Origin of the sequence: Shinella curvata, from assembly GCF_022899935.1 — a bacterium.
GTDB lineage: Bacteria > Pseudomonadota > Alphaproteobacteria > Rhizobiales > Rhizobiaceae > Shinella > Shinella curvata.
In genome coordinates this window covers 43,179-67,968 of the sequence record NZ_JALJCJ010000002.1, presented here as the reverse complement: position 1 = coordinate 67,968, position 24,790 = coordinate 43,179, and the positions used below count along the sequence as shown (strand labels likewise).

The window sequence follows — 24,790 nt, the reverse complement described above, 5'->3', positions numbered from 1 at the left end:
AAATCCGGTCAGAGGGCGAGGTCACCCTGGAGACGGCCTTCCTTCACCACCACGCGGCCATCGAGCGTGATCGTGCATTTGCGCATCGGCAGGTCGAAATGCCCCTCGGTGAAGCGGCCGGCATATTGGTTGGCGCCGGTGGACCAGAGGAAATTGCCAGCCCAGGCGCGGAACTCGACGGCCTGCATGTCGCGCTTGTCATAGAGCGCGCCAGAGACCCAGCGGGCGGCGGGGTTCATGCCCCAGCCGACATGCGAGAAGCCGTAGGCCAACGGATCTTCCCAGGCTTCCATGTACTCGCGGAAAAGCTCGGCATCCAAACCGTCACCTTTGATTTCCTTGACGAAATCGTTCTCGACGGTGAAATCGATGCGGCTCGTCAGGTAGCTCTTGAAGGTCAGGTTCATATCGCCGACATCCATGACGATACGGCCGTTGACGGTGTTCGGGCCGGGGAAGGCCAGGCACAGGCCGCCCGGCCAGTGCGCCACGGCCCCCGGCGTCGTGCCGAAGCCCGGCGTGCCGCCGCAGGGCGCATCCCTGAGATCGATGACGAGATCGGTGCCCGCGGCCGAGGTCACGCGCATCTCCTTCGCCTCGCGCAGCATCTGGATGCCGAGCGCCACCTTGGGGCCAAGCTCGGCCGTCGGCTCGCAGCGTTCGAGGATTTCCGGATGCTCGTTGCAGACGACGAGGATACGCGCGCCCGCCTCTTCGATCTCAGGCCATTCGGCGGCATGGATCATGCCCTCCACCGTGCAGTCGACGATGATCTCACACTGCTTCATGGCTTCGATCGCCGCACGGTTACCCTGGATGGCAAGCGAGGTACCGGTCGACTTCACCGGAACGGGCGCCGTCTGGCGCGGGGTCGGCATGGTGATCATGCAATAGTCGGCGCCGAGATCGTGACAAGCGAGATCGGCGAGCTGCACCAGCACCGGCCGCGACTGCGTTTCCGCCACGATCGCCACCCGCGTTCCCGGACCTATTCCATTGAGCACGAAAACCCGTCGGAAGCAGGCAAGCCACTTCCCTTCAATGCGCTCCTGCAGCATTGAACCCTCCCGATTTTTGGATCGCCCCTCAGCGATTTCTTTACTTATGAGTTAAGAATTGTTTGAAGTCTGAAGTTTTGTCAAGTGGCAATTCTGGACAGCGCGAGGCAATACGCCAAACCGAGAAAGACGCCAAAAAAATCATTTATTTTCATATATATAAATCTAAACCGTGCGCCTTTCACTGCGCACGGCCGCTTCTTCATGCGACTGAGGTCCGTAGCCTTACTCTGCCTCTGCCGCACCGCGACGCCAGTAGGAGACGACGAGGTGCTCGGTATTGGCCAGGCGTTTTTCCTGGCGGGCGAAAGTCCGGATGGCGCGAAAAGCCTCGAACTCGCAGCCGGCCCAGAGGTATCGCCGTTGATCGCTCGTCGGAAAATCGGTGTTGCGGATTGCATCCATCAGGAGCGTCGTCCCACCGGCGGGACGGCCGTTCCGCAGGAGCCATTCGATTTCGAGCGATGCCGTCGTCGTCAGCGGCTGCACCTCGGCGGCATCGGCCACTTCGAGAAAAACCTTGCCCCGCGCGCCGGTCGGCAGGTGCTCCAGCATGCGGGCGATGGCGGGAAGCGCCGTTTCGTCACCGGCAAAAAGATACCACTCGGCTTCGACCAGACCGCCGCCACCGGGACCGACGACGCCGACACGGTCGCCCACCGCGGCCGCTTGCGCAAAGCCCGAGCCCGGACCGGCATCGGCATGAAGCACGAAATCGATATCGAGCGTGCCGGCGGCGAGGTCGACGGAGCGCACCGTATATTTGCGCATGAGAGGCCGGAGGCCAGGGTCGTCCCAGGCGATGACGCCGTTGGCGCCGACATGCGGCCATTGCGGCTCGCCGGCCTCGGGGCGCTGTATCATGAGATTGAGGTGCAATGCCTCGAGGCCGGCGAAGCGCGCGACATCCTCACCAGACAGTGTCAGGCGGCGCATGTGCGGGGTCAGCATCCGACAGCCGACGACGTCGAGGATCTGGAAGTTCGGCGGGCGGGCGATTTCCCCGCCATCGCCCGTCCATTCGATGACCGGCGGATCGTCGCCGGCAAACTCCAGGATATGCGACGCCACCGACATGCGCGCGAGATAGAGGCCTTCCAGATCCGGCGCGGCAACCGCGACCAGCGTTTCCGCGCCATCGCGGGAGAAAGCGGCGCGGATGTGCCCGAGCCGCAGCACGGGACCATCAGGCCCTTCGTTCACCTCGGCATTGTGTTCCAGCATATGGTCGCAAAATTCCGCGATGACCGGTCCGGGATTGCGGAGCGCGATCCGGGCCTTTGCCGTGTATTCCCTGGTCTGCATGATATGTCCTCAATCGATCCAGAACGTGCCCTCGAGCGGCACCGTCAGGAAAGTCCGGTTGATCTCGGCAAGCGTCTCGGCAGGATCCACATCCGCGAAAACTGCGGGATGCATCCATTTTGCAAAGCACTCGAAAACGAGGATGTTGAGCACGGAAATCGACAACTGGTGCGAAACGGCATGGGCTCGTCCCTCGCGCACCGCGGCCAGCGCGCCGCGTATATCCTTGCCGAGAATGTCGGCGAGGGACTTTTTCGCCGCCTGCGCGTCGATGCCGCCGCCGAGCACCAGGCCGCCCTGGGCAGCGAGATGCGGCCCGCCGGTCGCAATATAGACCGCGGGATCCGCGCCGAGCACGGCCTCCGGACTGAGCTTGCCGTCATAGCCCGGCACGTCGGCGCCGATGCTTCGTCCTCCGGCGAGCCGCAGATAGTCCGTCATGCGGTTGTCCTTGCCCGGCGTCGAACAGCAGGTTGCCCCGGCATGGGCATCGACAAGGACCGAAACCGGCGCAAGTGCCGCCGTGCGGTCCGTGATGCGCTTGAAGCGGCCGCGCAGGAAATCGCCAAAGGCCTTGCCCTTCGCCTCCTGCCCGACGGCTTGCGCCAGCGTCTCGACGGAGAAGGCCGCCGTCTCGGCGGGACCCTTGCCGTCGTTCACCGGTCCATCGAGGAACAGCACGGGCACACCCGCCGCCTCCAATGTCGCGGTCGCCTCCGCCCATCCAGGTTCCCAGATCGAGACGACAAAAAGATCCGGCTTCACCGACAGGATCGCCTCAACCGAGGTTTTTGCCGGCAGGACGCCGCCGACGGCCGGAATCGCGTCAATAGCGGGAAACCGCCGCCGATAGGCGTCGTAGAAGCCGCGGTCGATGCGCTGCGGCGCCGCCCAGCCCGCAATGCGCGCGACCGGGTCCGGATCGACCAGCGCCAGCGACATCAGGATCAGGCTCTCGTTCGTCGCAATGCGCTGCGCCGGTCCGGCAAGTCGGACTTCGCGTCCCGCTGCGTCCGAGAGCACGATTTCCGCTCGTACCGGCGTAGCGAACACGGCCGCCAGCGTGAAGAGTGATGCCAGCAGCCGGAAAAGGGTCGCCGGCAAACCGGCGCCCCCTCTCCTCGTCTTGGTTTCATCCATGCACGTCACCACGAATATTTCAGACTTGCGGTGATGGCGCGGCCCGCGCCGTAGTTGCAACTTCCGCCCGTCGTGTTGAGGCAATGGGAAACGTACTCCTTGTCGAACAGATTGGTCACATTGATCCTGAGCTTGGTGCCCGCGAAATCCTTGTCGATCGCGGAGAAATCATATTCCGCGCCGATATCCACAAGGGCCCGCGCGGGTATGCGCAGTTCCGGCAGATAGGTAGTGTCGGTCTGGTAGGACGACATCGCCCGCACCCCGGCAGTCAGCGTCAGCCCCTCGATGACGGAAGGCTGGTAGCTTAGCCAGACGCCGCCCTGATGCTTCGGCAGGCGCAGCATCTCGCGGCCGAGTTCCGCCGCCTTGTTGCTTTTTACAATCTCCGAGTCGGAATAGGCGTAGGCGGCAAGCAGGCTGAATTCCGGCGTCAGCTCGTATTTGCCCTCGATTTCCAGGCCGCGCACGCGCTGCTCGCCCGTCTGGATGTTGAAGAGCGGATTTTCCGCATCCGGTGTCAGCGCATTTTCGAGCGTCATGTCGAAGAGCGAGGCGGCGATCATGCCGCGCCCTTCCACCGGCTCGTATTTGATGCCGATTTCATATTGTGCGGCCGTCTGCGCCTCGAAGGCATTGCCGAGCCTGTCGCGGCCGAGGGTCGGCAGAAATGCGGTGGAATAGCTCGCATAGGGCGCAAGCCCGTTGTCGAAGAGGTAGGTGAGACCGGCGCGCCAGGTAAGTTTCTGATCTTCGGTGGAGGTGACGACGGCGGGCGCCTTCATTCGGTCCGTCGTGTCGATGTCGGAAAAATCATAGCGCATGCCGAATGTGCCGACCCAGTTGCCGTAGCGGATCTGGTCCTGCGCATAGAGGCCGACCTGCTGTTGTTCCTGCAGGCCCGAGCGCGTCACAGCGGGAACGGCAATCGGCGCCGTGCCATAGTGCGGATCGAGGAAATCGAGCGGCGGCACGTCGAAGCCGTTGCCGAAATTGGTGGAGGAACTCGCGCGGAGATAGTCGAGGCCGAGCAGCAGCGTATGGTCGAGCGCCCCGGTATCGAAGCGCGCCTCGACCTGCGTATCCACGTTGAAGCTCGATACCCACTCGTCCGAGACCGCCGAAACGCGATTCAACGTATGTCCATCCGGCTGAAGCGCGTTGAAGGCGGGATTGACGAGCGCCAGGAACATGTACTGGTCGGACTTGGCGTAGCGCAGGTTCTGGCGCACCGTCCATGTCTCGTTGAATTCATGCTCGAATTCGTAGCCGAGCGTAAAGAAATCCCGCTCGAAGATTTCAGCGTTGGGATCGCCGAGATAGAGATCACGCGGAATCTGGCCGGCCGGATTGTCGATCAGCGTGCCGACCGCCGGATAGAAGCGCGGCGAGAAAATCGGACGGTCCTTCTGGTAATAGCCGTAGAGCGTGAGCGACGTCTGGTCGGTCGGCGCCCAGGTGAGGCTCGGGGCAAGCATCAGCTGCTTCTCGCGCTCCCGATCGACCTGGCTTCCCATGTTCTTGCCCAGAGCGACGATCCGGTAGAGCCATTCGCCGTCCGCGGTCAGCGGACCGGTCATGTCGAGCGTGCCCTGGATGCCGCCATGCGAGGAGGTCTGGACGCCGACCTCGTTCATCGCCGTGTCCTGCGGACGCTTGCTGACCTGGTTGACCAGACCGCCCGGCACGGCGCGGCCGTATAGCACGGAAGCCGGTCCCTTGATGACGTCGACACGCTCCAGCGCGAAGGGATTGATGCTCGGCGTTGCGTAGTTGCTGCTGTCGCCCGGCAGGACGAGGCCATCCAGCCACATCGTGCCATAGGTGTTGAAACCGCGAATATAGAGCCAGTCGTAGCGGATGTCGTAGCCGTTCGGATCTGGATGAACGCCTGGCGTATACCGCAGCGCCTCGGCAACCGTGTTGGCACCCTGCGCCTCCATCTGGTCACGCGTGACGACGCTGACGGCCTGTGGCGTCTCGCGCAGAGAGGTGTTCGTCTTGGATGCGCTGCGGCTGCGCTTTGCGACGATGCCCTGGTCCGGTCCGCGACCGGTATCCACGCCACCCTCGATAGTGATGGTCTCCAGCGCCGTGGCGCCGGCCTCCTGCGCACGCACAGGGCCGGCGACCCCCACGGCGACGAGCGCCACGGACGAGACGAGCCACAGGCGATTGCGCCAAAGTCCACGTCCCCTGTTCGTCACCGCGCCCATATCCATCGTCTCTAGCAAGTTCATCATTCCGGCCCCAACGTCCAGTCGCTTCACTTAAACTTGACCTTGTAAATCAAGTTAAGTTATTCCTTAGGACAACAGGTACACGACCCGCAATGACGGTTCCTTTGCGGGACACGCAGATGCCTTTGCGATCCAGCAAATCTCACGCGGGCGTGAAGGTCCGGTAACACCCGCGGGTCAAGATGCGCGGTTCAGGCACGATACGATTGAAGGATTGAGAATGGCAGTCGCACCAGGCGAAGCCGGACGGCAGGGAAACGACGGGCGCGTGCGTGTGCGGGACTTCCTGCGACATGACGGCATCGCGCTCGACAGCCCCGACGACCGGCTTTCCCTAGACGACACGCTGATGAAAGGCGCGTTTCTGCATCGGGAGCTGCGCCGCGGGCTGGTGGTTCATATCAGCGACGCCATAGAGGAACGCGCCTTCACCGCCACATCGCTTCTGCCGGAGGAGCTCTCCTGCATCTTCTTCCTCGAAGGCAGCGTGGACCTGTCGATCGGCGACCGCCGGTTCGCCTTCCAGGCCGATCGCGGCGCGGCGCGCGGGGTGGCGATCATGAACGCCTGCCCCGAGCATTTTGCGCGCGCTTCGCGCGGGCGCCAGCACCTGCGCCATCTCGTCGTCTCCGCCACGCCGGAATGGCTGCACCGGGACGCTTTGGAGGCCGTCGCCGATACGAAGGGCGGCGCCCGCCTGCTGCGCGACCATCTTGCGGAACACCGCTGGACGCTGACGCCGCGCATGGTGGAACTCGTCCGCCAGATCTTCACGCCCTCGCCGCTCATTCCGGAGCTGCGCGATCTCTATCTCGAAGGCCGCGCCGTCGAGCTCGTGGCCGAAACCATGGCCGCGGTGCTTCAGGCCGATCGCAGCGATGCCGGCGGCACCCTGCTGACCCGGCAGGACGCGACCTGCCTGCAACGCGCCAGGGATTTCATCGAGGCCCACACCGCCGAGCCGCTCAGCGTCGAAACCATCGCCCGTGCTGCAGGCATCAGCGCCAGCGGGTTGCAGCGCCTTTTCCGCGTTTCGGAGAACCGCAGCGTTTTCCACTACGTGCGCGATATCAGGCTCGAACGGGCCTTCGCCGCACTCAGCCATGGCGACGCCAGCGTGCAGGAGGCGAGCGTCATCGCCGGCTATACGAGCGCCGCCAATTTCGCCACCGCCTTCCGTCGCCGCTTCGGCATCGTTCCCACCGCGGTACGCGCCAAAGACTGACGATGGCCGTTCGGACGGCGCCGCGAGTTGAGCGCAGCGCCGGCTTTTCAGGCCCGGAACGTATAGGTCTCGATCGATTCCGGCTTCATCTCGATGGAAAAGCCCGGCAGCGACGGCGGCATGTAGGCGGCGTTCTCGATGCGGCAGGGATCGAGGAAATGCTCGTGCAGGTGGTCGACATATTCGATCACGCGCCCGTCCTTGGTGCCCGACACGGCGATGTAGTCGATCATCGAGAGATGCTGAACATATTCGCAGAGACCGACGCCGCCGGCATGCGGCCAGACCGGCAGACCGTATTTCGCCGCCATCAGCAGCACCGCCAGCACCTCGTTCAGCCCGCCCATGCGGCAGGAATCGATCTGCACGATGTCGATCGCGCCGCCGGCGATCATCTGCTTGAAGACGATGCGGTTCTGGCACATTTCGCCGGTCGCCACCTTCACGGGATGGATCGCGTCGCGGATCGCCTTGTGGCCGGCAATATCGTCCGGGCTCGTCGGCTCCTCGATGAAGAACGGCTTGTAGGGCTGCAATTCCTTCACCCAGTCGATCGCCTGGCCGACCTCCCAGATCTGGTTGGCGTCGATCATCATGGTGCGGTCGTCGCCGATCACCTCGCGGGCGATGCGCAGGCGCCGCTTGTCATCCTCGAGATCGCGGCCGACCTTCATCTTGATATGGGTAAAGCCTTGGTCGACAGCCTCCTGGCAGAGACGGCGCAGCTTCTCGTCGTCATAGCCAAGCCAGCCGGCCGAGGTCGTGTAGCAGGCGTAGCCTTCCTTCTCGAGTGTCGCGATGCGCGCCGCCTTGCCCGCTTCCGCCTTCTTGAGGATGGCCAGCGCCTCCTCGGGCGTCAGCGCGTCCGTGAGGTAGCGGAAGTCGATGATATCAAGGATTTCCTCCGCGCTCATCTCGGCGACGAGGCGCCAGACCGGCTTGCCGGCCTGCTTGGCGAGCAGGTCCCAGACCGCGTTGACAACCGCGCCCGTCGCCAGGTGCATCGCGCCCTTGTCCGGGCCGATCCAGCGCAGCTGGCTGTCGCTCGTGACATGGCGCCAGAAGCGACCGGGATTTTCGCGCACCCAGTCGAGATCGAGGCCGACGACGAGATGTTTCATTGCATCGATCGCCGCGCAGCAGATTTCGTTGCCGCGGCCGATGGTGAAGGTCAGGCCATGGCCTTCCAGCCCCGCTTCATCCGTGCCGAGCACGACATAGGCGGCCGAATAATCCGGATCGGGGTTCATGGCATCCGAGCCGTCGAGGCTCTGCGAGGTGGGGAAGCGCAGGTCGATGGAGCGGAGGCTGGTGATCTTGGTCATGGATACGGCCCTTGGAAATGGTCGGATTGGCCGTCGGCGTTCTGCCGACGGCCGTTGATCGGTCAGATGGTCCAGCCGCCGTCGATGGCGTAGGCCTGGCCCGTCGTATAGGTGGCGCCGGCAAGGTAGACGGCGAGATCGGCGATTTCTTCCGGCGTGCCGATACGGCCGATCGGCTGGCGGGCGATGAAGGCGGCGCGGGCCGCCTCGAAATCGCCCTGTGCGCGCAGGCGATCCTGCAGCGAGGGGCTTTCCACCGTGCCGGGGCAGATCGCGTTGCAGCGGATGCCCTGGGCGACATAGTCGGCGGCGACCGACTTGGTGAGGCCGACGACAGCGGCCTTGGTGATGGTGTAGGCGGCGCGGTTCGGCACACCCCTCATGCTGGAGGCGACGGAGGCCATGTTGATGATCGCGCCGTCCTTCTTCTCCAGCATCGCCGGCAGCACGGCGCGGATCATGCGCACCATGGCGCGAACGTTGAGATCGAAGGCGAAGTCGAGATCCTTGTCCGGCATGTCGAGGATCGAGCCGGCATGCACGAAGCCGGCGCAATTGAAGAGTACGTCGAACGGGCCGGTCGCGGCGACGACGCGATTGACGGCGTCCGCATCGAGCACGTCGAGCACGTAGGTCTCGATATTGGCCTCGGTCGCAAGGCTCTTCAGCGCTTCGGCGTTAATATCCGTCGCAATCACCTTGGCGCCGGCACGCGCGAAGGCGAGCGCGCTGGCCCGGCCGATCCCCTGGCCGGCTGCGGTGAGGAGGACACGCTTGTTTTCGAGAGAAAGGCTCATGGTTGCTCCTTGCGTAGGGCGTCAGGCGCTCGGGCGGCGCTCGACGACATAGATATGGTCGGCGACGAGGACGACCTCGCCCTTCTGGTTGATGACCTCGGTGCGTTCGATGACGCGGCCGGAGCCGGCGCGTTTCGGATCGTCTTCCTTGGCCGATATCGTCACGCGGGTGTGAATCGTATCGCCGATGAAGACGGGTCTGACAAAACGCATCCTGTCATAGCCGTAGGAAAAGGCGACCGGATTGATGACGCTCGCCGTCAGGCCGACGCCGATTGAGAAGACCATGGTGCCGTGGGCGATGCGCTGGCCGAACGGCTGCGTCTTCATGAACTCGGCATCCATGTGATGCGGGAAGAAGTCGCCGGTATGGCCGGCATGCACGACGAAATCCGTCTCGGTGATCGTGCGCCCGCTCGTCCTGCGCCCCTCGCCGATCTCGTAGTCCTCGAAATATTTGACCTGTTCCATCTGCTGTTCCTGTTCAGGGTCGCGCGGCGAGCGGTGTGGCGGGCGCAGCGCTGGAGGCATAGGCGGCCTCGACGAGCGCCATGGTCATCCAGGCATCCTCAACCGAGGAGACGAGTTCGGCGTCTTCGCCTGAAACGAAACGCTGGAGATTGGCCATGCGGCCGACAAAGGCATCGGGGAACCATGTGCCCTGAAGCGGCACCGCCACCCAGCCATTGCCGCCCTTCGGGTAGATTTCCAGAATATCCGGCTCGCCCCGCGGATAGTCGAGATTGACGCCGAGCTGGAGATAGGCCGCGCCCTCGGTGCCGGAAACGCGGAACTCGCAGGCCTGATGCCGGCGGCCGAACTTGTGATCGTGGTTGATCGACAGCGCACAACGGACCCGGTCGCCGTAGTCGAGGATCGCGGTGGTGCGCGTCTGCGCCATCTTGTGGTTCGGATGGCCGATCGACTTGGCATGCACGCCCTGCGGATCACCCAGAACCTGGCGAATGGCGTCGAGATAGTGGATCGAGTGCATGGCGATCTCGATGCGCGGCAGGCCTTCTAGGAAGGACCACAGTTCCCACGGCGTATCGAGCGCCAGATAGACGTCGAAATCGACGACCTCGCCGAGCAGGCCCTTGGCGATCACATCCTTCAACGCCAGCAGCATCGGCGCGAAGCGAAGCTGGAAATTGACGGCAGCCTTGAGTTTCTTTTCACGGCAGATGTGCAGGATCTCGGTCGCCGCCGCAAGATCGGAGCCCATCGGCTTCTGGATCAGCGCCGCCGCACCGTCCGGCAGGGCGGCCAGCACCTTCGCATGGGCTGCCGGCGGCGTGGCGAGATCGAAGATAGCACCTTCGACGGACACCGCTTCCTCGACCGTGCGATAAGCCGCAACACCCCATTTTTCGGCCAGTGCCTTCGCCTTGTCGTGATCGGGATCATAGACCCCGGCAATTGGAAAACCGCCCTTGCGATAGGCCGGATAATGCGCGTCACCGACGATCGAACCGGCGCCGAAGGTGACGATCGGTCGGGGATTTGACGGGAGGGGCCAGGATTGGGCCAGTGATGTCGGATCGAAATCAGCCATGGAAAAACACCTCTTCCATGTTCGCCCACCATTCGCCTTCCTTGCGGGTGTCCAGCGGCGCCTGGCAAGGCATGCAGACGGCCCACCATTCCTGCGTCTTCGGGTCTGCGGCCATTTTCGCCATGTCGGCGGCATAGTCGGTGCCGTGATATTCGAAGAAGGAGAACAGCAGGTTCTCCGGCTCCTTCAGGAAAATCGAATAGTTCCGGATATTGCAGGCCGAAATCCGCGCCAGCACCTCCGGCCAGACGGCGGCGTGCAGGCGCTTGTATTCGCCGATCTTTTCCGGCTTGACGCCGATGACCATGCCGATGCGCTGCATGTCTCAGGCTCCCTTGCGGATTTCGCGCTCGAATTCGCCAATCGAGCGGGCGCGGATGGCGTCCCAGTCCCAATCGATGCCGAGGCCGGCCGTCATCGGCGCGAGCGCCATGCCGTTCTCGATCTTCAGGCGCGAGGTGGTGATGTCGTCGAGCTGCGGGATGTATTCGACATATTTGCCGTTCTGCACCGCGCAGGTCAGGCTGACATGCAGCTCCATCAGGAAATGCGGGCAGACCGGTATGTCGAAGGCTTCCGCCGCATGTGCCACCTTCAACCAGGGCGTGATGCCGCCAATACGGCCGGCATCGACCTGCACGATGGAGCAGGCGCCCTTCTGCATATATTCGCGGAAATGGCGGATCGAATAGAGGGATTCACCGATGGCAATCGGCGTCGATGTGGACTGGTTGAGGCGGACATGGCCGTCGATATCGTCGGCCGGCAGCGGCTCCTCGATCCAGCCGAGATCGAGATCGCGCAGGCGCTCCGCCCGGCGGATCGCCTCGTCTACAGCGAAACCCTGGTTGGCGTCCGTCATGATCTCGTAGCCATCTCCGACTGCCTTGCGGACAGCAGAAAGACGGGCCACATCTTCCGACCCATGCGGCTTACCGATCTTCACCTTCGAGCCGGTGAAGCCCTTGGATTTGGCGTCCAGCGCATCCTCGACCAGCGCTTCGACCGGAATATGCAGCCAGCCGCCCTCGGTTGTGTAGAGCGGGCAGCGATCCTTTGCGCCACCAGCGAGTTTCCAGAGCGGCAGGTTCTGCTTGCGGGCACGCAGATCCCACAGCGCGGTGTCGATGGCAGCGAGCGCAATCGAGGTGATGGCGCCGATGGTGGTGGCGTGGGTCGCGAATTCCAGTTCGTGCCAGATCGCCTCGATCCGGTCGGCATCGCGGCCGATGATGCGCGGCACGAGATGATCGGCGAGCAGCCGCATGACGGAGGAGCCGCCGGTGCCGATCGTATAGCTATAGCCGGTGCCGACGGCGCCGTCGCTGTCGGTTATGGTGACGAGCGGCGTTTCCTGCGAAACGAAGCTCTGGATTGCATCGGTGCGCTCGACCTTCGGGCGAAGGTCGACCATTTTCAGTTCGACGCGTTCGATCTTTGCCATGTCAGCCTCTCAGCGTGCGGCCGCTTTCGCGGTCGAAGAGATGGGCCTGGGACAGGTCGAAGCAGAAAGGCAGCGCCTCGCCCGGCGAAAGTCGCCGCGGGTTCAGCATGCGGCCGACCCATTCGGCGCCGGCATAGTCGGAGAAGACAAGCGTTTCGTTGCCGAGCGGTTCCGTCAGGATGACGCGCAGGTCCTGCCTGTGCACATCGGCGTCTTCGCCGGAATGAATGCCGTGGCCGGCGGGGTAGAGATCATCCGGGCGCAGGCCGAAGGTCACCTTCTGGCCGGCCGTCACGCGATCCCTGAAGCGGGCCGGCAGCGGCAGGCGGTCGCCATTGGCGAAAACCACCTGGCCATCCGCAATTTCGGCATCCTTGAGATTCATCGGCGGCGAACCGATGAAGCCGGCGACGAATTTCGACTTGGGCCGTTGGAAGACATCCTCCGGCGTGCCGACCTGCTCGATGTATCCATCGCGCATGATGACGATTCGGTCGGCGAGCGTCATCGCCTCCACTTGGTCGTGCGTGACATAGATGACGGTCGACTGAACCTTGGCATGCAGCTTCTTGATCTCGACGCGCATCTGGGTCCTGAGCTTCGCATCGAGGTTCGACAGCGGCTCGTCGAACAGGAAGACATCCGGCTGGCGCACGATGGCGCGGCCCATGGCGACGCGCTGGCGCTGGCCGCCGGAGAGCTGTGAGGGACGGCGGTCGAGCAAGTGCGTGAGGTCGAGCGTTCTCGCCGCCTCTTCCACCTGCGGGGCGATATCCTCTGGCTTCTGGCCGGCGATCTTCAGCGAGAAGCCCATGTTCTCGCGCACCGTCATATGCGGATAGAGCGCGTAGGACTGGAAGACCATGGCGAGGTTGCGCGCGCGCGGCGGCAGGTCGTTGACCACGCGGCCGCCGATCTTGAGGTTGCCGCCGGAGACCGGCTCGAGACCGGCGATCATGCGCAGCGTCGTCGACTTGCCGCAGCCGGAGGGGCCGACGAGCGCAATGAATTCGCGATCTGCTACCTCGAGATCGATGCCGTGCACCACTTCGAGCGAGCCGTAGCGCTTCACCAGCTTTTCAAGGGAAACGGTTGCCATGGATTATCCTTTGACTGCGCCGGAGGTGAGGCCGGAAACGAGATGCTTCTGCACGATGAAGGTCAGGACGAGGGCCGGAATGATCATGATCACCGCCAGCGCGCACATGCCGCGCCAGTCGATGGTGAACTCCGAGGTGTAGTCGAGCAGGCCGACCGGCAGGGTCTTTGAATTGACGGAACGGGTGAGCTGCGAGGCGAGCGCGAACTCGTTCCACGAGGTGAGGAAGGCGAAGATGCCGGCGGACGCGATGCCGGGGCCGGCGAGCGGAAATTCAACCTGCCAGAAGGCCTGCCAGCGCGTGCAGCCGTCAATCTGCGCGGCCTCGGCGAGATCCTTCGGCACCTGCCGGAAGAAGCCGTCGATCAGCCAGATGGTGAAGGGCACGTTGAGCGCCACATAGGCGGTGATCAGGCCGAAATGCGTGTCGATGATGCCGAGCTTCGAATAGACGAAGAACAGCGGCAGCGAGAGCGCGATGCCCGGAACGGTTCGCGTCAGCATCAGGCCGAGGAAGATCGATGACTTCGCCTTGAAGCGGAAGCGCGCGAAGGCATAACCGCCGGCCATGCCGATGGCGAGTGCGATGGCCGTGGAGGTGACGGAGATGATCAGCGAATTGCGGAAATATTCGATGATCGGAATACCGCCCTGCCCGACGCCGGAAAACATCGCGATATAGGCGTCGAACGACAGGTCCTGCGGGATCCAGACCGGCGGTTTTGCCATGATCTCGACTGTGGGACGGAAGGAGGCGAGCACGATCCACAGGCCCGGCAGGCAGATGACGGTCATCGCCAGGAACAGGCCGATCTTGTGGGCGGCCGAAAGGAAGAAGCCGTTGATACGGGCTTTTGCGTTTTCATTCATATCGCCACTCCCCTTACCATTCGGCTGCGATCTGGGTCCGCGCGGCCGAAAGCTTGCGGAAGAAATAGACGGTGAAGAGGATGGACAAGAGGATCGCGACATAGGCCATGGCATTGGCAAGGCCCATGCGGGCATCGGCGTAAGCCGTGCGCGAGATGAGCGTCCAGAGCAACTCCGTACGCTTGGCCGGGCCGCCATCCGTCATGATCTTCACGATGTCATAGGCGCGGGCCACATCGAGCGAGCGGATCGTCATGGCGATATAGGCGAAAGGCATGATGAAGGGCCAGGTGACGTAGCGGAACGTCTGCCACGGCGTGCAGCCATCGACGCGCGCCGCCTCGATCGGCTCCTTCGGCATGGCAAGCAGGCCGGCCAGGATGAGAATGGCGAAGACTGAGGTGGACGACCAGACCTCCGCAACGAGGATCGCGAAGAAGGCAAGCGAGCCGTCGATCAGCCACGGGATCGCCTGATCGGTCAGGCCGAGGGATTGCAGCGCATTGTTAACGAGGCCGATATTGTCGTTGAACATGAACTTGAACTGGAAACCGACGAGGATCGGCGAGAACATCATGGGGAACATCATAATGGTGCGCAGCAGCCGCTGGCCGCGCGTCGCCTTCTCCACCAGCATGGCAAGGCCGAGGCCAAGCAGCATTTCGACGTTCAGCGCGACGGTGAGCAGCAGCACGGTGCGGCCGAACGCCGTCCAGAACTCGATATCCGTCAGGATGCGCACATAGTTGCGAAAGCCGATCAGCGTGAAGAGCGATGCCGGCTGCGTCAGCCGGAAAGGCGTGAAGCTCGAATAGAGCGACAGGATCAGCGGAATGATGACGACGGCTGCGAGCACCAGAACGGCGGGCAGCAGAAGCAGAAACGGTGCCGGTGGCCTCCAGCCTTTCATATCGGCTTCTCCTGTCTTCATGAATGCAAGGAAAACCGCGCCTGCCGAAACCGGCGGCGTTCTCTGTTTTCCGAAATGTCACTAGGGGTGGCAAGTGGCGCCGGCTGACCGGCGCCACAGGTTGCTCTTAGAGCGAGCCGGCGTCTTCGAGGATCTGCGTCGCCTTGGCGGCGGCGGCATCCAGCGCTTCCTTGGAGGTCTTGTCGCCGAGGATGGCGGCCTGGAGCTCCGGATAGACGGCGTTGGAGATTTCGATCCACGATGCCGTCTGCGGCACTGCGAAGGCGTGCTTTGCGGCTTCCTGGAAGGCGCTCAGGACTTCCTTGCGATAGGGATCGCTTTCAGCCTGCTGGATGTTGTATTCCCAGACGGCCGTGCGCGTCGGCAGCGGGCCGGCGGCGGATTCCAGCTTCTGGCTGTCCTCGTTGGTGAGGAACCAGACGAGCGAGGCGGCCGCTTCCTTGTTGGCGCAGCTTTCCGTCACCGAGAAGCCATGGTGCCCGGACCAGCCGGTGCGCTTGCCGGAAGAGCCGGCCGGCTGCACCTTCACGCCGACATTGCCGGCGACCTTGGACGACTTCGGATCGTTGAAGAAGCTCGCCCAGCCAGGCCAGTCGAGATTGACCGCGATGGTGCCGGAGGCGAAGCCCTGGCCGAGATCATCCCAGAGATAGTTGGTCGTGCCGGCCGGAACGGCCTTGGCCTTGTAGAGGTTCACGAACCAGTCGAGCGCGCGCACGCCGGCTTCAGAATTGAAGGCGGGCTTGCCATCGGCGTCGAGATATTCGCCGCCCTCAGCGACCAGCATCTCATAGAAGCGGCCGTTGATCGCCTCTTCCTTGCCGGCATATTGCGTGCCGTAGAAATCCGGCGGGCTGGAGAAGAAGGTCGCCTGGTCGGTGACCTGCTGCCAGGTGTCCGGCGGGGCGAGATCGTAGCCGTACTTCTCCTTGAACGCCGCCTTCTTGGCGTCGTCCTGGTAGAGGCTCTTCTGGTAGTAGAGCGCCGAGACGTCGAACTGCGCGCGCGGCAGCATGACCAGCTTGCCGCCCAGCGTCGAGGACGCGATGTTGGCCGGCACGAAGGCGTCGATCTCTTCCTTCGACAGGAGACCGTTCAGGTCGGCGTAGATATCCGGGTACTGCGGGGCGAAGGACGAATGGTTCGAACCGACGCACCAGGTGATGTTGCCGGTCGCGATGTCCGACTTGATCTCCTTGTCCAGCTCGAAATGGTTCTTCTTCGAGAGAACGTTCACCTTCGCGCCAGTCGCCTTTTCCCATTCGGCGATGCGCGCATAGAGCGCCTCATACTGCTGACCGCCGATAAGCTTCGCATCGACGGTCACGCCATCGAACTTGCCCGGCAGCTCGGCCGCGAGCACGGATCCGGCCCACGCGCAGATCACGGCACCGGCGGCAACGCCGGCTAGAAATCTCGTCATCTTCTCCTCCCAAGTGGCTTTTCGCCAGCCCTTACCAATAAGGGCTTCATTCATATACAAACCATTTATTCATCCGTCGTCAAGCAATAACTGAAAACGTTCGATTGTCATGACTGATTTATGCGTATATGAAATTGCTTATTCACAGGGGATGGCGCGTGTCAGAAGACGAAAATGATCGCTACAGGGCGCCGGCGCTCGACAAGGGCCTGGATATCCTCGAACTTCTCGCCGCCGTGGATGGGGGACTGACCCAGGCGGAGATCGCCAAGCGGCTCGACCGCAGCCCGAACGAATTCTACCGGATGCTCGATCGCCTGGTGAAACGCGGCTATGTCACGCGCATCGACGGCGACCGTTTTTCGCTCACACTCAAGCTCTTCGGCCTGGCCCAGCTCCACGCCCCGGTGCGACGCCTCGTCTCCTTCGCCGTCCCCTTGATGCGCGAGCTTGCCGAGACCTCGCGGCAGGCCAACCAGCTCGTCGTGTTCGACCGCGGCAATCCCGTCGTGATCGCCCAACAGGAAGCGCCCGGCTATTGGGGCATTTCCATTCGCGTCGGCTCGCGCATCAGCCTATTCGAAACCGGCTCAGGCCATGCTTTGCTGGCGTTCCGCTCCCCGCAGGAGCGCATGCGCATGATCGCCGAGAATGTCGGCAGCGATGGTGATGACGCCCGCGTGACGCCGGAATTTCTCGCGCGCCTCGATCTCATCCGCGCGCGCGGCTACGAGATGATGCCGAGCGCCCAGACGGCCGGGGTCATCAACCTTTCGGCCCCTGTGCTCGGCGCCGACGGCACCGCGATTGCGGCCCTTACCGTGCCCTATATCACGCTGATCAATGCGCCGGCGGCACCTGACATTTCGACAACGATCCAGCTCCTGATGGAGGCGACCAAGACGCTGTCGGACATGGCAGGCGCCGGCTTTTCAGCCGAAGACTAAGGCGCCAGGCCCCTACCGGAAACTCTTCACGAAGAGATCGTTCAGGTCGGCAATCGCCCTGGCCGCCGGCTCGTTGCTGGTGACGGCCTGATTGATACGCTCGGACGCCGCCGCCTGAAACGGCATGTAGCCATCGTGGCGCGGCCGCAGCCAGCCCCCTTCCAGCGTCTTGCGCGTTTCCCGGTAGAAGCCGAGCGTGGCAGCATTCGCCTCATCGTCCTCCCAGCCCGCGGCATGGCCGCATTGGCCACCCGAACTCCAGTAGCGGTCGGCCTGCACCGGGCCACTTGCGATCCAATAGGCGAAGTCGATGGCCGCTTCCCGATTTTTGGAGAAGGCCGAAACGGCAATGCCCGTGCCGCCGAGTGCCGAGCCTGTCGGCCCCGCCTCCCCGGCCACCGGCATGTCCGAAAAGGCGATGCGGTTCGCGCGAAACCCGTCCAGGGAATAGCTGACATAACCGTAGATCAGCGGCGAGACGGTATAGGGCGAACCTGCCTCGCCCATCCTGTCCAGCGCCGCGATGGGGTCCATGCCGAGGCAGGCGGGATCGACCAGCGCCGCCAGTTCGCGGATCATCTCAAGAGCCTGAACGCCAATCTCCGCATCGGCGAAGGGTTGGTCCTTATCGACCGAGCACGGCCGGCCGAGATTGCCGCAGAGTGAAAACAGGCACATGAGCGAGTGCGGCGGGCGCAGCGTCAGCAGTACCTCCCCGGCCTTCGCCAGATCGAGCACCTCTGCCCAGGTCCGCGGCGCCGCGTTCAAACGGTCTGGCCGGTAGGCCAGCACCTGCGTGGCGGCATCGATCGGAAAGCCCCATTGCGATCCGCGCCAGTTGTAGCTCGGGAAAGACGCACCGACGCTACCGGCCGCAAGCGCGGCGAAATCCGCCTCGCGACCTGGTATATCCAACGCTGCAAGGCAGTTTTCCGCCGTGATCTGGCCGACATGCGGATGGTCGATCACGATGAGATCGTAGCGGCGGGCAAGCTCCTCGACGGGAAAACTCTCGAAATCCTGCAGCGAGCGCTTGTCCCATTCAACGCGCACGCCCGTCCGCTTCAGCCAGTCCTCGGCGCAGGCGACCATCGGATCGTAGCCACGCGGATGGCTCCAGGTCATGCCCTTCAGGGTGATCGCGGTCATGCAAATTCCTCCCGGATGCGCACGGTATGTTCGCCGATGCGCGGCGCGGCGCGGCCGCCGCTTGGTCTTTCACCATTGACGCGGATCGGGCAGCGGGTCGTGCCGATGGCGACATCGTCCTCCCGTGTCACCGTCTGCAGCATGTCGAGGATCTGGAAGCCTTCGCTCGTCAAAAGCTCCGGCCATTCCAGCACCTTCGAGCACCAGATATCCGCAGGTTCGAGAATGGAAAGCCAATGATCGACCGTTTCGGTCGCGATGCGCGCCGCGATGATCTGCTTGATCGTATCGCGTTCGGTGAACCAGGCCTTGGCGTCATCGCGATAGACTGCCAACGCGTCCAGCTCCAGCAGGTCCTGCAAGCGTCCGATCGGCATCATCGCGATGGCGAGGAAACCGTCCTTGGCCGGATAGACGCCATAAGGCGCCGAAAGATAGGCATGCGCGCTGCGAAAGCCGGACCGCTTCGGCTTGCGACCGCCATCGTTGAGATGCGTTGTCAGCACCTCGAACTGAAAATCGACGAGGCTTTCAAGCAGGCTCGTCTGGATATGCGCGCCCTTGCCGGAAATACCGCGGCGCACAAGCGCGGCCAGGATGCCCTGGCAGGTATTGGCGCCGGCCAGCATGTCCGCGACGGCAAGGCCGAACGGCACCGGGCCCTGCTGTTCGTCGCCGTTCAGCCACATCAGGCCCGAGCGCGCCTGCGCCAGCAGGTCCTGTCCGGGCCGCATGACCCAGGGTCCCTCCTCGCCATAGCCGCTGATCGAGGCATAGACGATCGCCGGATTGATCGCCTTGACCGCCTCGTAGTCGAGACCGAGCCGCTCGATGACGCCCGGTCGGAAATTCTGGATGACGACGTCCGCCGTGCCGATCAGCTTGCGCAGGAACGCCAGGTCTTCCGCGTTCTTCAGATCGATGCCGAGACTTTCCTTGCCCCGGTTGATGGCATGGAACAGCGTCGAATCCCCGCCGACCTCGGTATCGCTGAGGTAAAGCCGCCGTGAAAGGTCGCCCCCGTCGGGCCGCTCGATTTTGATGACGCGCGCGCCAAGGTCGAGCAATCGCAGCGAACAATAGGGGCCAGACAGAAACTGGCTCATATCGACGACGGTCAAGCCGGCCAGCAACCCGTTCTCGTCCATTTTCCCTCCCAGATCGAGCCGGTACCGCTCGATAGAATTTTTATGTGAATGCTTACTTTATATATGAGTGTGAAAGATGCACTGTCAACACGGCGCTGATCGATACACAAGCGCTGCAATGCGCTATGCGCCCTCTGAAACTGGTCTCTCCGAGACGAAAACGTGTCCTTTATGAATGATCCGGCAGGTCGACTATGCACGGCACATGAGGCCGGCCGCCGAATCCCGAGTTGGAATCGGGCTTGAGCCACAGCCAGCTCGGCGGGGTTGGACGGATCACGCGAAAGGGCCCATTGCAGCACCTGCTGCAATGGGCCTGAAGCCGGAATGAAAACCGCCTGAGGGGAACGTCAGTCTTCGGAAACACCCGAGCGCAACAGGGCCTGCACCGCCGACACCAGTGTGTTGAGAGGGCGGTCATCCCTGTAGACCGGAACTGTTGCGCGCACGCGACCGTGGAGATCGTTGGTACCGGCCGCCCGGCCGCTCGGATCGGACTGCATGTCGTAGGCTTGCGCGGCCGCCAGGACCTCGATGGCGAGCACCGTTTCGAGATTGGCGATGATCGCCAGCGCCTTGTCGGCGGCAGGCGTGGCGTGGGTGAGGATATCTTCCTGCAGGGCGGAGGTTATGCCCCCGTCGAGACTGGCGGGGGCCGCAAGGCGGCGGTTTTCCGCCACGAGCCCGACCGCAGTATACTGAATGATCATGAAACCGGACGAGACGCCGCTGCTCTCCGCCAGGAAGGCGGGCAGGCCGCTCACCAGCGGGTTGACGAGCCGGTCGATGCGGCGTTCGGAAATGGCGGTAAGCTCCGCGGCCGCGGTGCCGAGCGCATCCAGGGCAAGCCCAAGTGCCGCCCCTACGGCGTGGGCCTGCGAATGCACCTCCGGCGCCTCCGGCGAGCCGGCGACGACCGGATTGTCCGTGACGCTCGACAATTCCCGGTTCACCACCTCCGCGACCTGCGCGACGCTGTCGCGCACTGCGCCATGGACCTGCGGCACCGCGCGCAGGCTGAGCGGATCCTGCGTGCGGGAACCTGCCGAGCGGGCAAGCAGCGCGCTGCCGGACAGAAGGCGGCGCAGGTTCTCGCCGACGGCCTGAAGGCCGGGCGACGTGCGCAGCGCCAGCGGCGCGGCAGCGAAGGGATCGGCCTGCGCACCGAGATTTTCGTAGCTCATCGTGGCGGCGGCATCCGCCCAGTCGAGCAGATGCGCGGCGCGGACAAGTGCAAGGCTGGCCAAGCCCGTGGCGCAGGGCGTGCCGTTGACGAGGCTGAGGCCCTCCTTGGCGCCGAGCACCAGCGGCACGCGGCCCAGTCTTGCGAGCGCCTGCCCGCCGGTGAGCTTTTCACCATCATGGCGTGCCTCCCCCTCACCGATCAGCACGATGCCGATGGCGGCGGCGTGGGTAAGGTAGCCGACCGAGCCCTTGGACGGGATGACCGGCAGGATATCGGCATTCAGCAATGCCAGCAGCGTCTCGACCGTCTCGACCCGCACGCCGGAGTAACCGTGCGAAAAGTTGGCGATCTGGGCGGCCATCACGGCGCGGGTTTCTTCCCGGCCGAGCGGTTCGCCGACACCGCAGGCATGGCTGAGCAGGATGTTGCGGGAGAGCCTCTGCTGTTGGGGAATATCCACGATCACATCGCAGAGCGCGCCGACGCCCGTATTGATGCCATAGCCACGCACGCGTTTTTGGACGAGCGCATCGACGATGGCGCGCGCATCGGCGATGCGCTGCCATGCCTTGTCGGAAAGGGAGAGCGCCGCGCCCCTGGCGACGGCGGCGATCTCCTGGAAGGTCAGCGGGCGATCGAGAACGATCGTCTCAGGCATGATGCGGCTCTCCTGCGCCGGCACGGCGCTGCACGAAGCGGGCGACATAGTCATTGGCGGGGCTGTTGAGGATTTCATTCGGCGTACCGACCTGCACCAGCTTGCCGTCCTTGAGGATCGCGATCTGCGCACCGATGCGCAAGGCCTCGTCGAGATCATGCGTGATGAAGACGATGGTCTTGTGCAGGTTCTTTTCAAGCTGGAGCAGCTGGTCCTGCATATCCGCGCGGATCAGCGGGTCGAGCGCCGAAAAGGCCTCGTCCATCAGGATAACGTCCGTATCGGCGGCAAGCGCCCGCGCCAAACCGACACGCTGCTTCATGCCGCCAGACAGCTGATGCGGAAACTTGTTCTCGTAGCCGGCAAGACCGACGGTCTCGATCCACTTCATGCCGATCGGCTTGGCGTCGACTTTGGTCAGACCGCGCACGCGCTGGCCATAGACGACATTCTGCAACACCGTCCGATGTGGCATCAGGCCGAAATTCTGGAAGACCATGCTGACCCGGCGGTTGCGGAAATCACGCAGATCCTTCGGCTTCAGGTCCAGTACATTGCTGCCGTCGACGAGGATTTCCCCGCTCGTCGGCTCGATCAGACGGTTGATGTGGCGCACCAGCGTCGACTTGCCGGAGCCCGAGAGCCCCATGATGACGAAGATGCGGCCCCCCGGAATATCCAGGCTGACATTGTCGAGGCCGACGCTGCACCCCGTCCTGGCGAGAATTTCGCCCTTGTCCGCGCCCTGCTGGGTCATGGCGAGCGCCGCCTTCCAGCTACCGCCGAAAATCTTGGAAACGTTGCGGATCTTGATGTCAGTCATTGCCGCGCTCCTTCCGGCTCATCTGGCCAAAACCCTGCGTGATGCGATCGAGCACGATCGCGAGGATGACGATGCCGAGGCCCGCTTCCAGCCCCTTGCCGACATCGAGCGTCTGGATGCCGTTCAGCACCTGTTCGCCGAGGCCGCGCGCGCCGATCATCGATGCGACGACGACCATCGAAAGCGCCATCATGATCGTCTGGTTGAGGCCCGCCATGATGGTGGGCGTGGCGAGCGGCAGTTCGACGCCGAAGAGGATCTGCGTCGGGCTGCCGCCAAAGGCGGTCGCGGCTTCGACGACTTCACCGTCCACCTGGCGAATACCGAGATCGGTCAGGCGGATGAGCGGCGGCACGGCGTAGATGATCGTGGCAAGCACCGCCGGCACCTTGCCGAGGCCGAAGAGCATGATTGCCGGAATGAGATAGACGAAGCTCGGCATGGTCTGCATGACGTCGAGCACCGGCAACGTGATGCGCCGCATCAGTTCGCTCTTGGCAAGCCAGATGCCCATGGGCACGCCGATGGCCACCGAGATGAGGCTGGCGATCAGCATCAATGCCAGCGTCTGCATCGTCAGGTCCCAGAGACCGAGCGCGCCGACAACGAACAGCATGACGGCGACAGTGACGACCAGCGAAACCTTCTTCGACGCGGCCCAGGCAAGCGCCAGGAAGACGAGAAAGACAGCCCACCAGGGCAGGCCACGCAGGATCCATTCCACAAAAAGAATGGCCTGAAGCAGCGTCTGCGAGATCGCCTTGAAGACGAACCCGTAGTTCACCACCAGCGACTGCACGAAATCGTTGATCGGGCCTCGAATGGATATATGGAAAGCTTCAGGAAACATCGGTGACATCCTCGCGCGCGCCGGCTGCCCCTCCGGCAGCTGGCCCCTGTCCTGACGGGAAAAGACTGCGCGCCGGTTTTCCGGCGCGCAGTCCTGCGATTACTTGACGGCGGCTTCGATGCGCGCCTTGGCGTCCGCCGAAACCCAGCCGCCCCAGACGTCGGCCTTGGTCTGCAGGAAGTTCTTGGCGGCTGCGACCGCATCGACCTTCTGATCGGTCATGTAAGCGAGGCTGGCATTGACGTCCTCCAGCGGGAAGGTCGCCTTTTCGAGGATCTCCACGATCTCCGGCGCTTCGCTCGCAAAGGTGCTGTTGATACCATAGGCGACTTCCACGGACGGGAAGGCGCAGCCGGCCTCACGCTTGCCGTCGGCGCTCGTCAGTTCCTTCCAGCAGGCTTCGCTGTAGGCCGGCTCCTCGAGCTGGACGAGCTTGTACTTGCCCATGATCGCCGTCGGGCTCCAGTAGTAGAACAGCATCGGCTCCTGCTGGAGATAGGCGGCGGCAATGGCGGCATCGAGCGCCGTGCCGGTGCCGGGGCGGAAATTCACATAGGCATCGCCGAGCTTGTAGGCTTCGAGCTTGGCGGTGTTGACGCCCTCGCAGGTCCAGCCCGAGGGGCAATTCAGGAAGCGGCCCTTGGCCGGCTCTTCCGGATCCTTGAACAGTTCGACGAATTTCGGGTCGGAAAGCTGCTCGACGCTCTTGAGATCCGGCGCCTTGGCCCCATCGCCCTTGACCAGATATTCCGGCACGAACCAGCCTTCCGCCGCACCGACGAAGGTCTTGCCGACCGACTTGACCTGGCCGGCTTCGGCAGCCTTGTTCCAGACGTCGGACCGGCCGATCCATTCTTCGGCAAAGATCTGCACGTCGTTGTTGGCCGTCGCCTGCTCCAGCGTCACGGAGTTGCCGGGAATCGAATCAACCTTGCAGTCGTAACCCTTGGCGAGGATTTCCTTCATCACCTCGGTGATGAAGGCGCCGCTTTCCCAGTCGATACCGGCAAAGGTGACGGTCTTGCCATCACCGCAATAGGAGGCTTGGGCGGTCCCGGCGGAAGCACCGAGAAGCGCTGCGGCGGTCAGGAATGCGTATTTCAGTTTGGAATTCAGCATGTCAGTTCCCCTTTTTGATGATGCGACGTTGAAAACCGGATTTGGAAGGCCGCTGTCGCGGCCGGCATGCCATGTGGAACCTTTCCTCAAGTTCACTATACAACTTAACAGACATTAATCCTGCGATGCCGATAAGGGAGCGCGCCCTGTGGCGACATTTTTTGGCGCTTTCCAAATGATCGCAGAACCGGCACCCTCGAATGTCGCAAGCGGCGCCCACGCACCGACACAGCCATCCTACAGTGCACAATCTCAAGCATTCTCAGACTTTTTAGCACTTCGGCGAGAGGTGACCACCTATCCTCCGGGCCATCCGCACATTTGACTCGCCTCGCCGGGCGGACCTCTTCGCTGATTGAAGGCCGCTGAAAAGACAAGCTCGCCAACCTCACTCAAGTTGTATATGCAACATTGCAGGTTTTGAGCAGACAAGCAAGTGGCGCAAATCGAAAACCATGCTTACTTTCGTCCGATATATTCTGTAAGCAGGTGCTGATC

Annotated in this window: 22 protein-coding genes; 2 read left to right on the top strand and 20 right to left on the bottom strand. The window is 63.2% G+C overall.

Translation table 11 applies throughout. The features are described from left to right. Positions 1 to 8: 8 nt before the first annotated feature. From MUU55_RS06280 to MUU55_RS06265, 4 genes are all read right to left on the bottom strand, one after another. Positions 9 to 1,058 carry a 2,5-dihydroxypyridine 5,6-dioxygenase NicX family protein gene (locus tag MUU55_RS06280; protein ID WP_244759937.1) on the bottom strand — a complete coding sequence of 350 codons (1,050 nt, stop codon included), beginning with the start codon at positions 1,056 to 1,058 and terminating at the stop codon, positions 9 to 11. A 225-nt stretch (positions 1,059 to 1,283) separates the two neighbouring features. Beyond that, positions 1,284 to 2,363 (bottom strand): siderophore-interacting protein, encoded by a 1,080-nt coding sequence (locus tag MUU55_RS06275; protein WP_244759936.1) that lies wholly within the window; start codon positions 2,361 to 2,363, stop codon positions 1,284 to 1,286. Positions 2,364 to 2,372: 9 nt separating this feature from the next. Next, positions 2,373 to 3,503: an ABC transporter substrate-binding protein gene (locus MUU55_RS06270; protein WP_244759935.1), complete on the bottom strand. Its 1,131-nt coding sequence runs from the start codon at positions 3,501 to 3,503 to the stop codon at positions 2,373 to 2,375. Between the two features lie 5 nt (positions 3,504 to 3,508). Next, a complete protein-coding gene (locus MUU55_RS06265) occupies positions 3,509 to 5,746 on the bottom strand; it encodes a TonB-dependent siderophore receptor (RefSeq protein ID WP_244759934.1) in 2,238 nt (745 codons plus the stop codon). Between the two features lie 217 nt (positions 5,747 to 5,963). On the opposite strand from MUU55_RS06265, the gene MUU55_RS06260 reads away from it, so the two are divergent. Beyond that, positions 5,964 to 6,968 (top strand): helix-turn-helix transcriptional regulator, encoded by a 1,005-nt coding sequence (locus MUU55_RS06260; protein WP_244759933.1) that lies wholly within the window; start codon positions 5,964 to 5,966, stop codon positions 6,966 to 6,968. 47 nt (positions 6,969 to 7,015) lie between these two features. On the opposite strand, the gene MUU55_RS06255 is transcribed toward MUU55_RS06260, so the two are convergent. The 10 genes from MUU55_RS06255 to MUU55_RS06210 form a co-directional block, all read right to left on the bottom strand. After that, positions 7,016 to 8,293, bottom strand: a complete 1,278-nt coding sequence (locus MUU55_RS06255) for an L-fuconate dehydratase (protein ID WP_244759932.1) — start codon at positions 8,291 to 8,293, stop codon at positions 7,016 to 7,018. Between the two features lie 62 nt (positions 8,294 to 8,355). Then, the gene (locus MUU55_RS06250) at positions 8,356 to 9,090 is read right to left on the bottom strand and encodes an SDR family oxidoreductase (RefSeq protein ID WP_244759931.1); all 735 of its coding nucleotides are present in this window, start codon (positions 9,088 to 9,090) and stop codon (positions 8,356 to 8,358) included. 21 nt (positions 9,091 to 9,111) lie between these two features. Further along, positions 9,112 to 9,561, bottom strand: coding sequence for a MaoC/PaaZ C-terminal domain-containing protein (locus MUU55_RS06245; RefSeq protein WP_244759930.1), 450 nt, complete (start codon positions 9,559 to 9,561; stop codon positions 9,112 to 9,114). Between the two features lie 13 nt (positions 9,562 to 9,574). Next, complete coding sequence (locus MUU55_RS06240) at positions 9,575 to 10,645, bottom strand: Gfo/Idh/MocA family protein (RefSeq protein ID WP_244759929.1); 1,071 nt, start codon at positions 10,643 to 10,645, stop codon at positions 9,575 to 9,577. Beyond that, positions 10,638 to 10,967, bottom strand: coding sequence for an L-rhamnose mutarotase (locus tag MUU55_RS06235; protein WP_244759928.1), 330 nt, complete (start codon positions 10,965 to 10,967; stop codon positions 10,638 to 10,640). The genes MUU55_RS06240 and MUU55_RS06235 overlap by 8 nt, the downstream gene beginning before the upstream one ends. A 3-nt stretch (positions 10,968 to 10,970) precedes the next feature. Continuing rightward, positions 10,971 to 12,089, bottom strand: coding sequence for a mandelate racemase/muconate lactonizing enzyme family protein (locus tag MUU55_RS06230; protein WP_244759927.1), 1,119 nt, complete (start codon positions 12,087 to 12,089; stop codon positions 10,971 to 10,973). 1 nt (position 12,090) lies between these two features. Further along, complete coding sequence (locus MUU55_RS06225) at positions 12,091 to 13,188, bottom strand: ABC transporter ATP-binding protein (RefSeq protein WP_244759926.1); 1,098 nt, start codon at positions 13,186 to 13,188, stop codon at positions 12,091 to 12,093. A 3-nt stretch (positions 13,189 to 13,191) separates the two neighbouring features. Further along, complete coding sequence (locus tag MUU55_RS06220; protein ID WP_244759925.1) at positions 13,192 to 14,058, bottom strand: carbohydrate ABC transporter permease; 867 nt, start codon at positions 14,056 to 14,058, stop codon at positions 13,192 to 13,194. Positions 14,059 to 14,071: 13 nt separating this feature from the next. Next, positions 14,072 to 14,968 carry a carbohydrate ABC transporter permease gene (locus MUU55_RS06215; protein ID WP_244759924.1) on the bottom strand — a complete coding sequence of 299 codons (897 nt, stop codon included), beginning with the start codon at positions 14,966 to 14,968 and terminating at the stop codon, positions 14,072 to 14,074. Between the two features lie 127 nt (positions 14,969 to 15,095). After that, a complete protein-coding gene (locus tag MUU55_RS06210) occupies positions 15,096 to 16,412 on the bottom strand; it encodes a type 2 periplasmic-binding domain-containing protein (protein ID WP_244759923.1) in 1,317 nt (438 codons plus the stop codon). A gap of 158 nt (positions 16,413 to 16,570) precedes the next feature. On the opposite strand from MUU55_RS06210, the gene MUU55_RS06205 reads away from it, so the two are divergent. Then, positions 16,571 to 17,359 carry an IclR family transcriptional regulator gene (locus MUU55_RS06205; RefSeq protein WP_244759922.1) on the top strand — a complete coding sequence of 263 codons (789 nt, stop codon included), beginning with the start codon at positions 16,571 to 16,573 and terminating at the stop codon, positions 17,357 to 17,359. Between the two features lie 12 nt (positions 17,360 to 17,371). Here the strand turns inward: MUU55_RS06205 and MUU55_RS06200 are convergent, their stop codons facing one another. From MUU55_RS06200 to MUU55_RS06175, 6 genes are all read right to left on the bottom strand, one after another. After that, entirely contained in the window at positions 17,372 to 18,508 is a 1,137-nt protein-coding gene (locus tag MUU55_RS06200; protein ID WP_244759921.1) for an extracellular solute-binding protein, read from the bottom strand. Then, positions 18,505 to 19,656: a CaiB/BaiF CoA transferase family protein gene (locus MUU55_RS06195; RefSeq protein ID WP_244759920.1), complete on the bottom strand. Its 1,152-nt coding sequence runs from the start codon at positions 19,654 to 19,656 to the stop codon at positions 18,505 to 18,507. Before MUU55_RS06195 ends, MUU55_RS06200 begins: the two co-directional genes overlap by 4 nt. A 350-nt stretch (positions 19,657 to 20,006) precedes the next feature. Then, positions 20,007 to 21,500, bottom strand: coding sequence for an HAL/PAL/TAL family ammonia-lyase (locus tag MUU55_RS06190; protein WP_244759919.1), 1,494 nt, complete (start codon positions 21,498 to 21,500; stop codon positions 20,007 to 20,009). Beyond that, on the bottom strand, positions 21,493 to 22,323 hold the full coding sequence (locus tag MUU55_RS06185) for a quaternary amine ABC transporter ATP-binding protein (RefSeq protein ID WP_244759918.1): 831 nt from the start codon (positions 22,321 to 22,323) through the stop codon (positions 21,493 to 21,495). Before MUU55_RS06185 ends, MUU55_RS06190 begins: the two co-directional genes overlap by 8 nt. Continuing rightward, on the bottom strand, positions 22,316 to 23,173 hold the full coding sequence (locus MUU55_RS06180) for an ABC transporter permease (protein WP_244759917.1): 858 nt from the start codon (positions 23,171 to 23,173) through the stop codon (positions 22,316 to 22,318). Before MUU55_RS06180 ends, MUU55_RS06185 begins: the two co-directional genes overlap by 8 nt. A 99-nt stretch (positions 23,174 to 23,272) precedes the next feature. After that, positions 23,273 to 24,292: an ABC transporter substrate-binding protein gene (locus MUU55_RS06175; RefSeq protein WP_244759916.1), complete on the bottom strand. Its 1,020-nt coding sequence runs from the start codon at positions 24,290 to 24,292 to the stop codon at positions 23,273 to 23,275. Positions 24,293 to 24,790 lie beyond the last annotated feature (498 nt).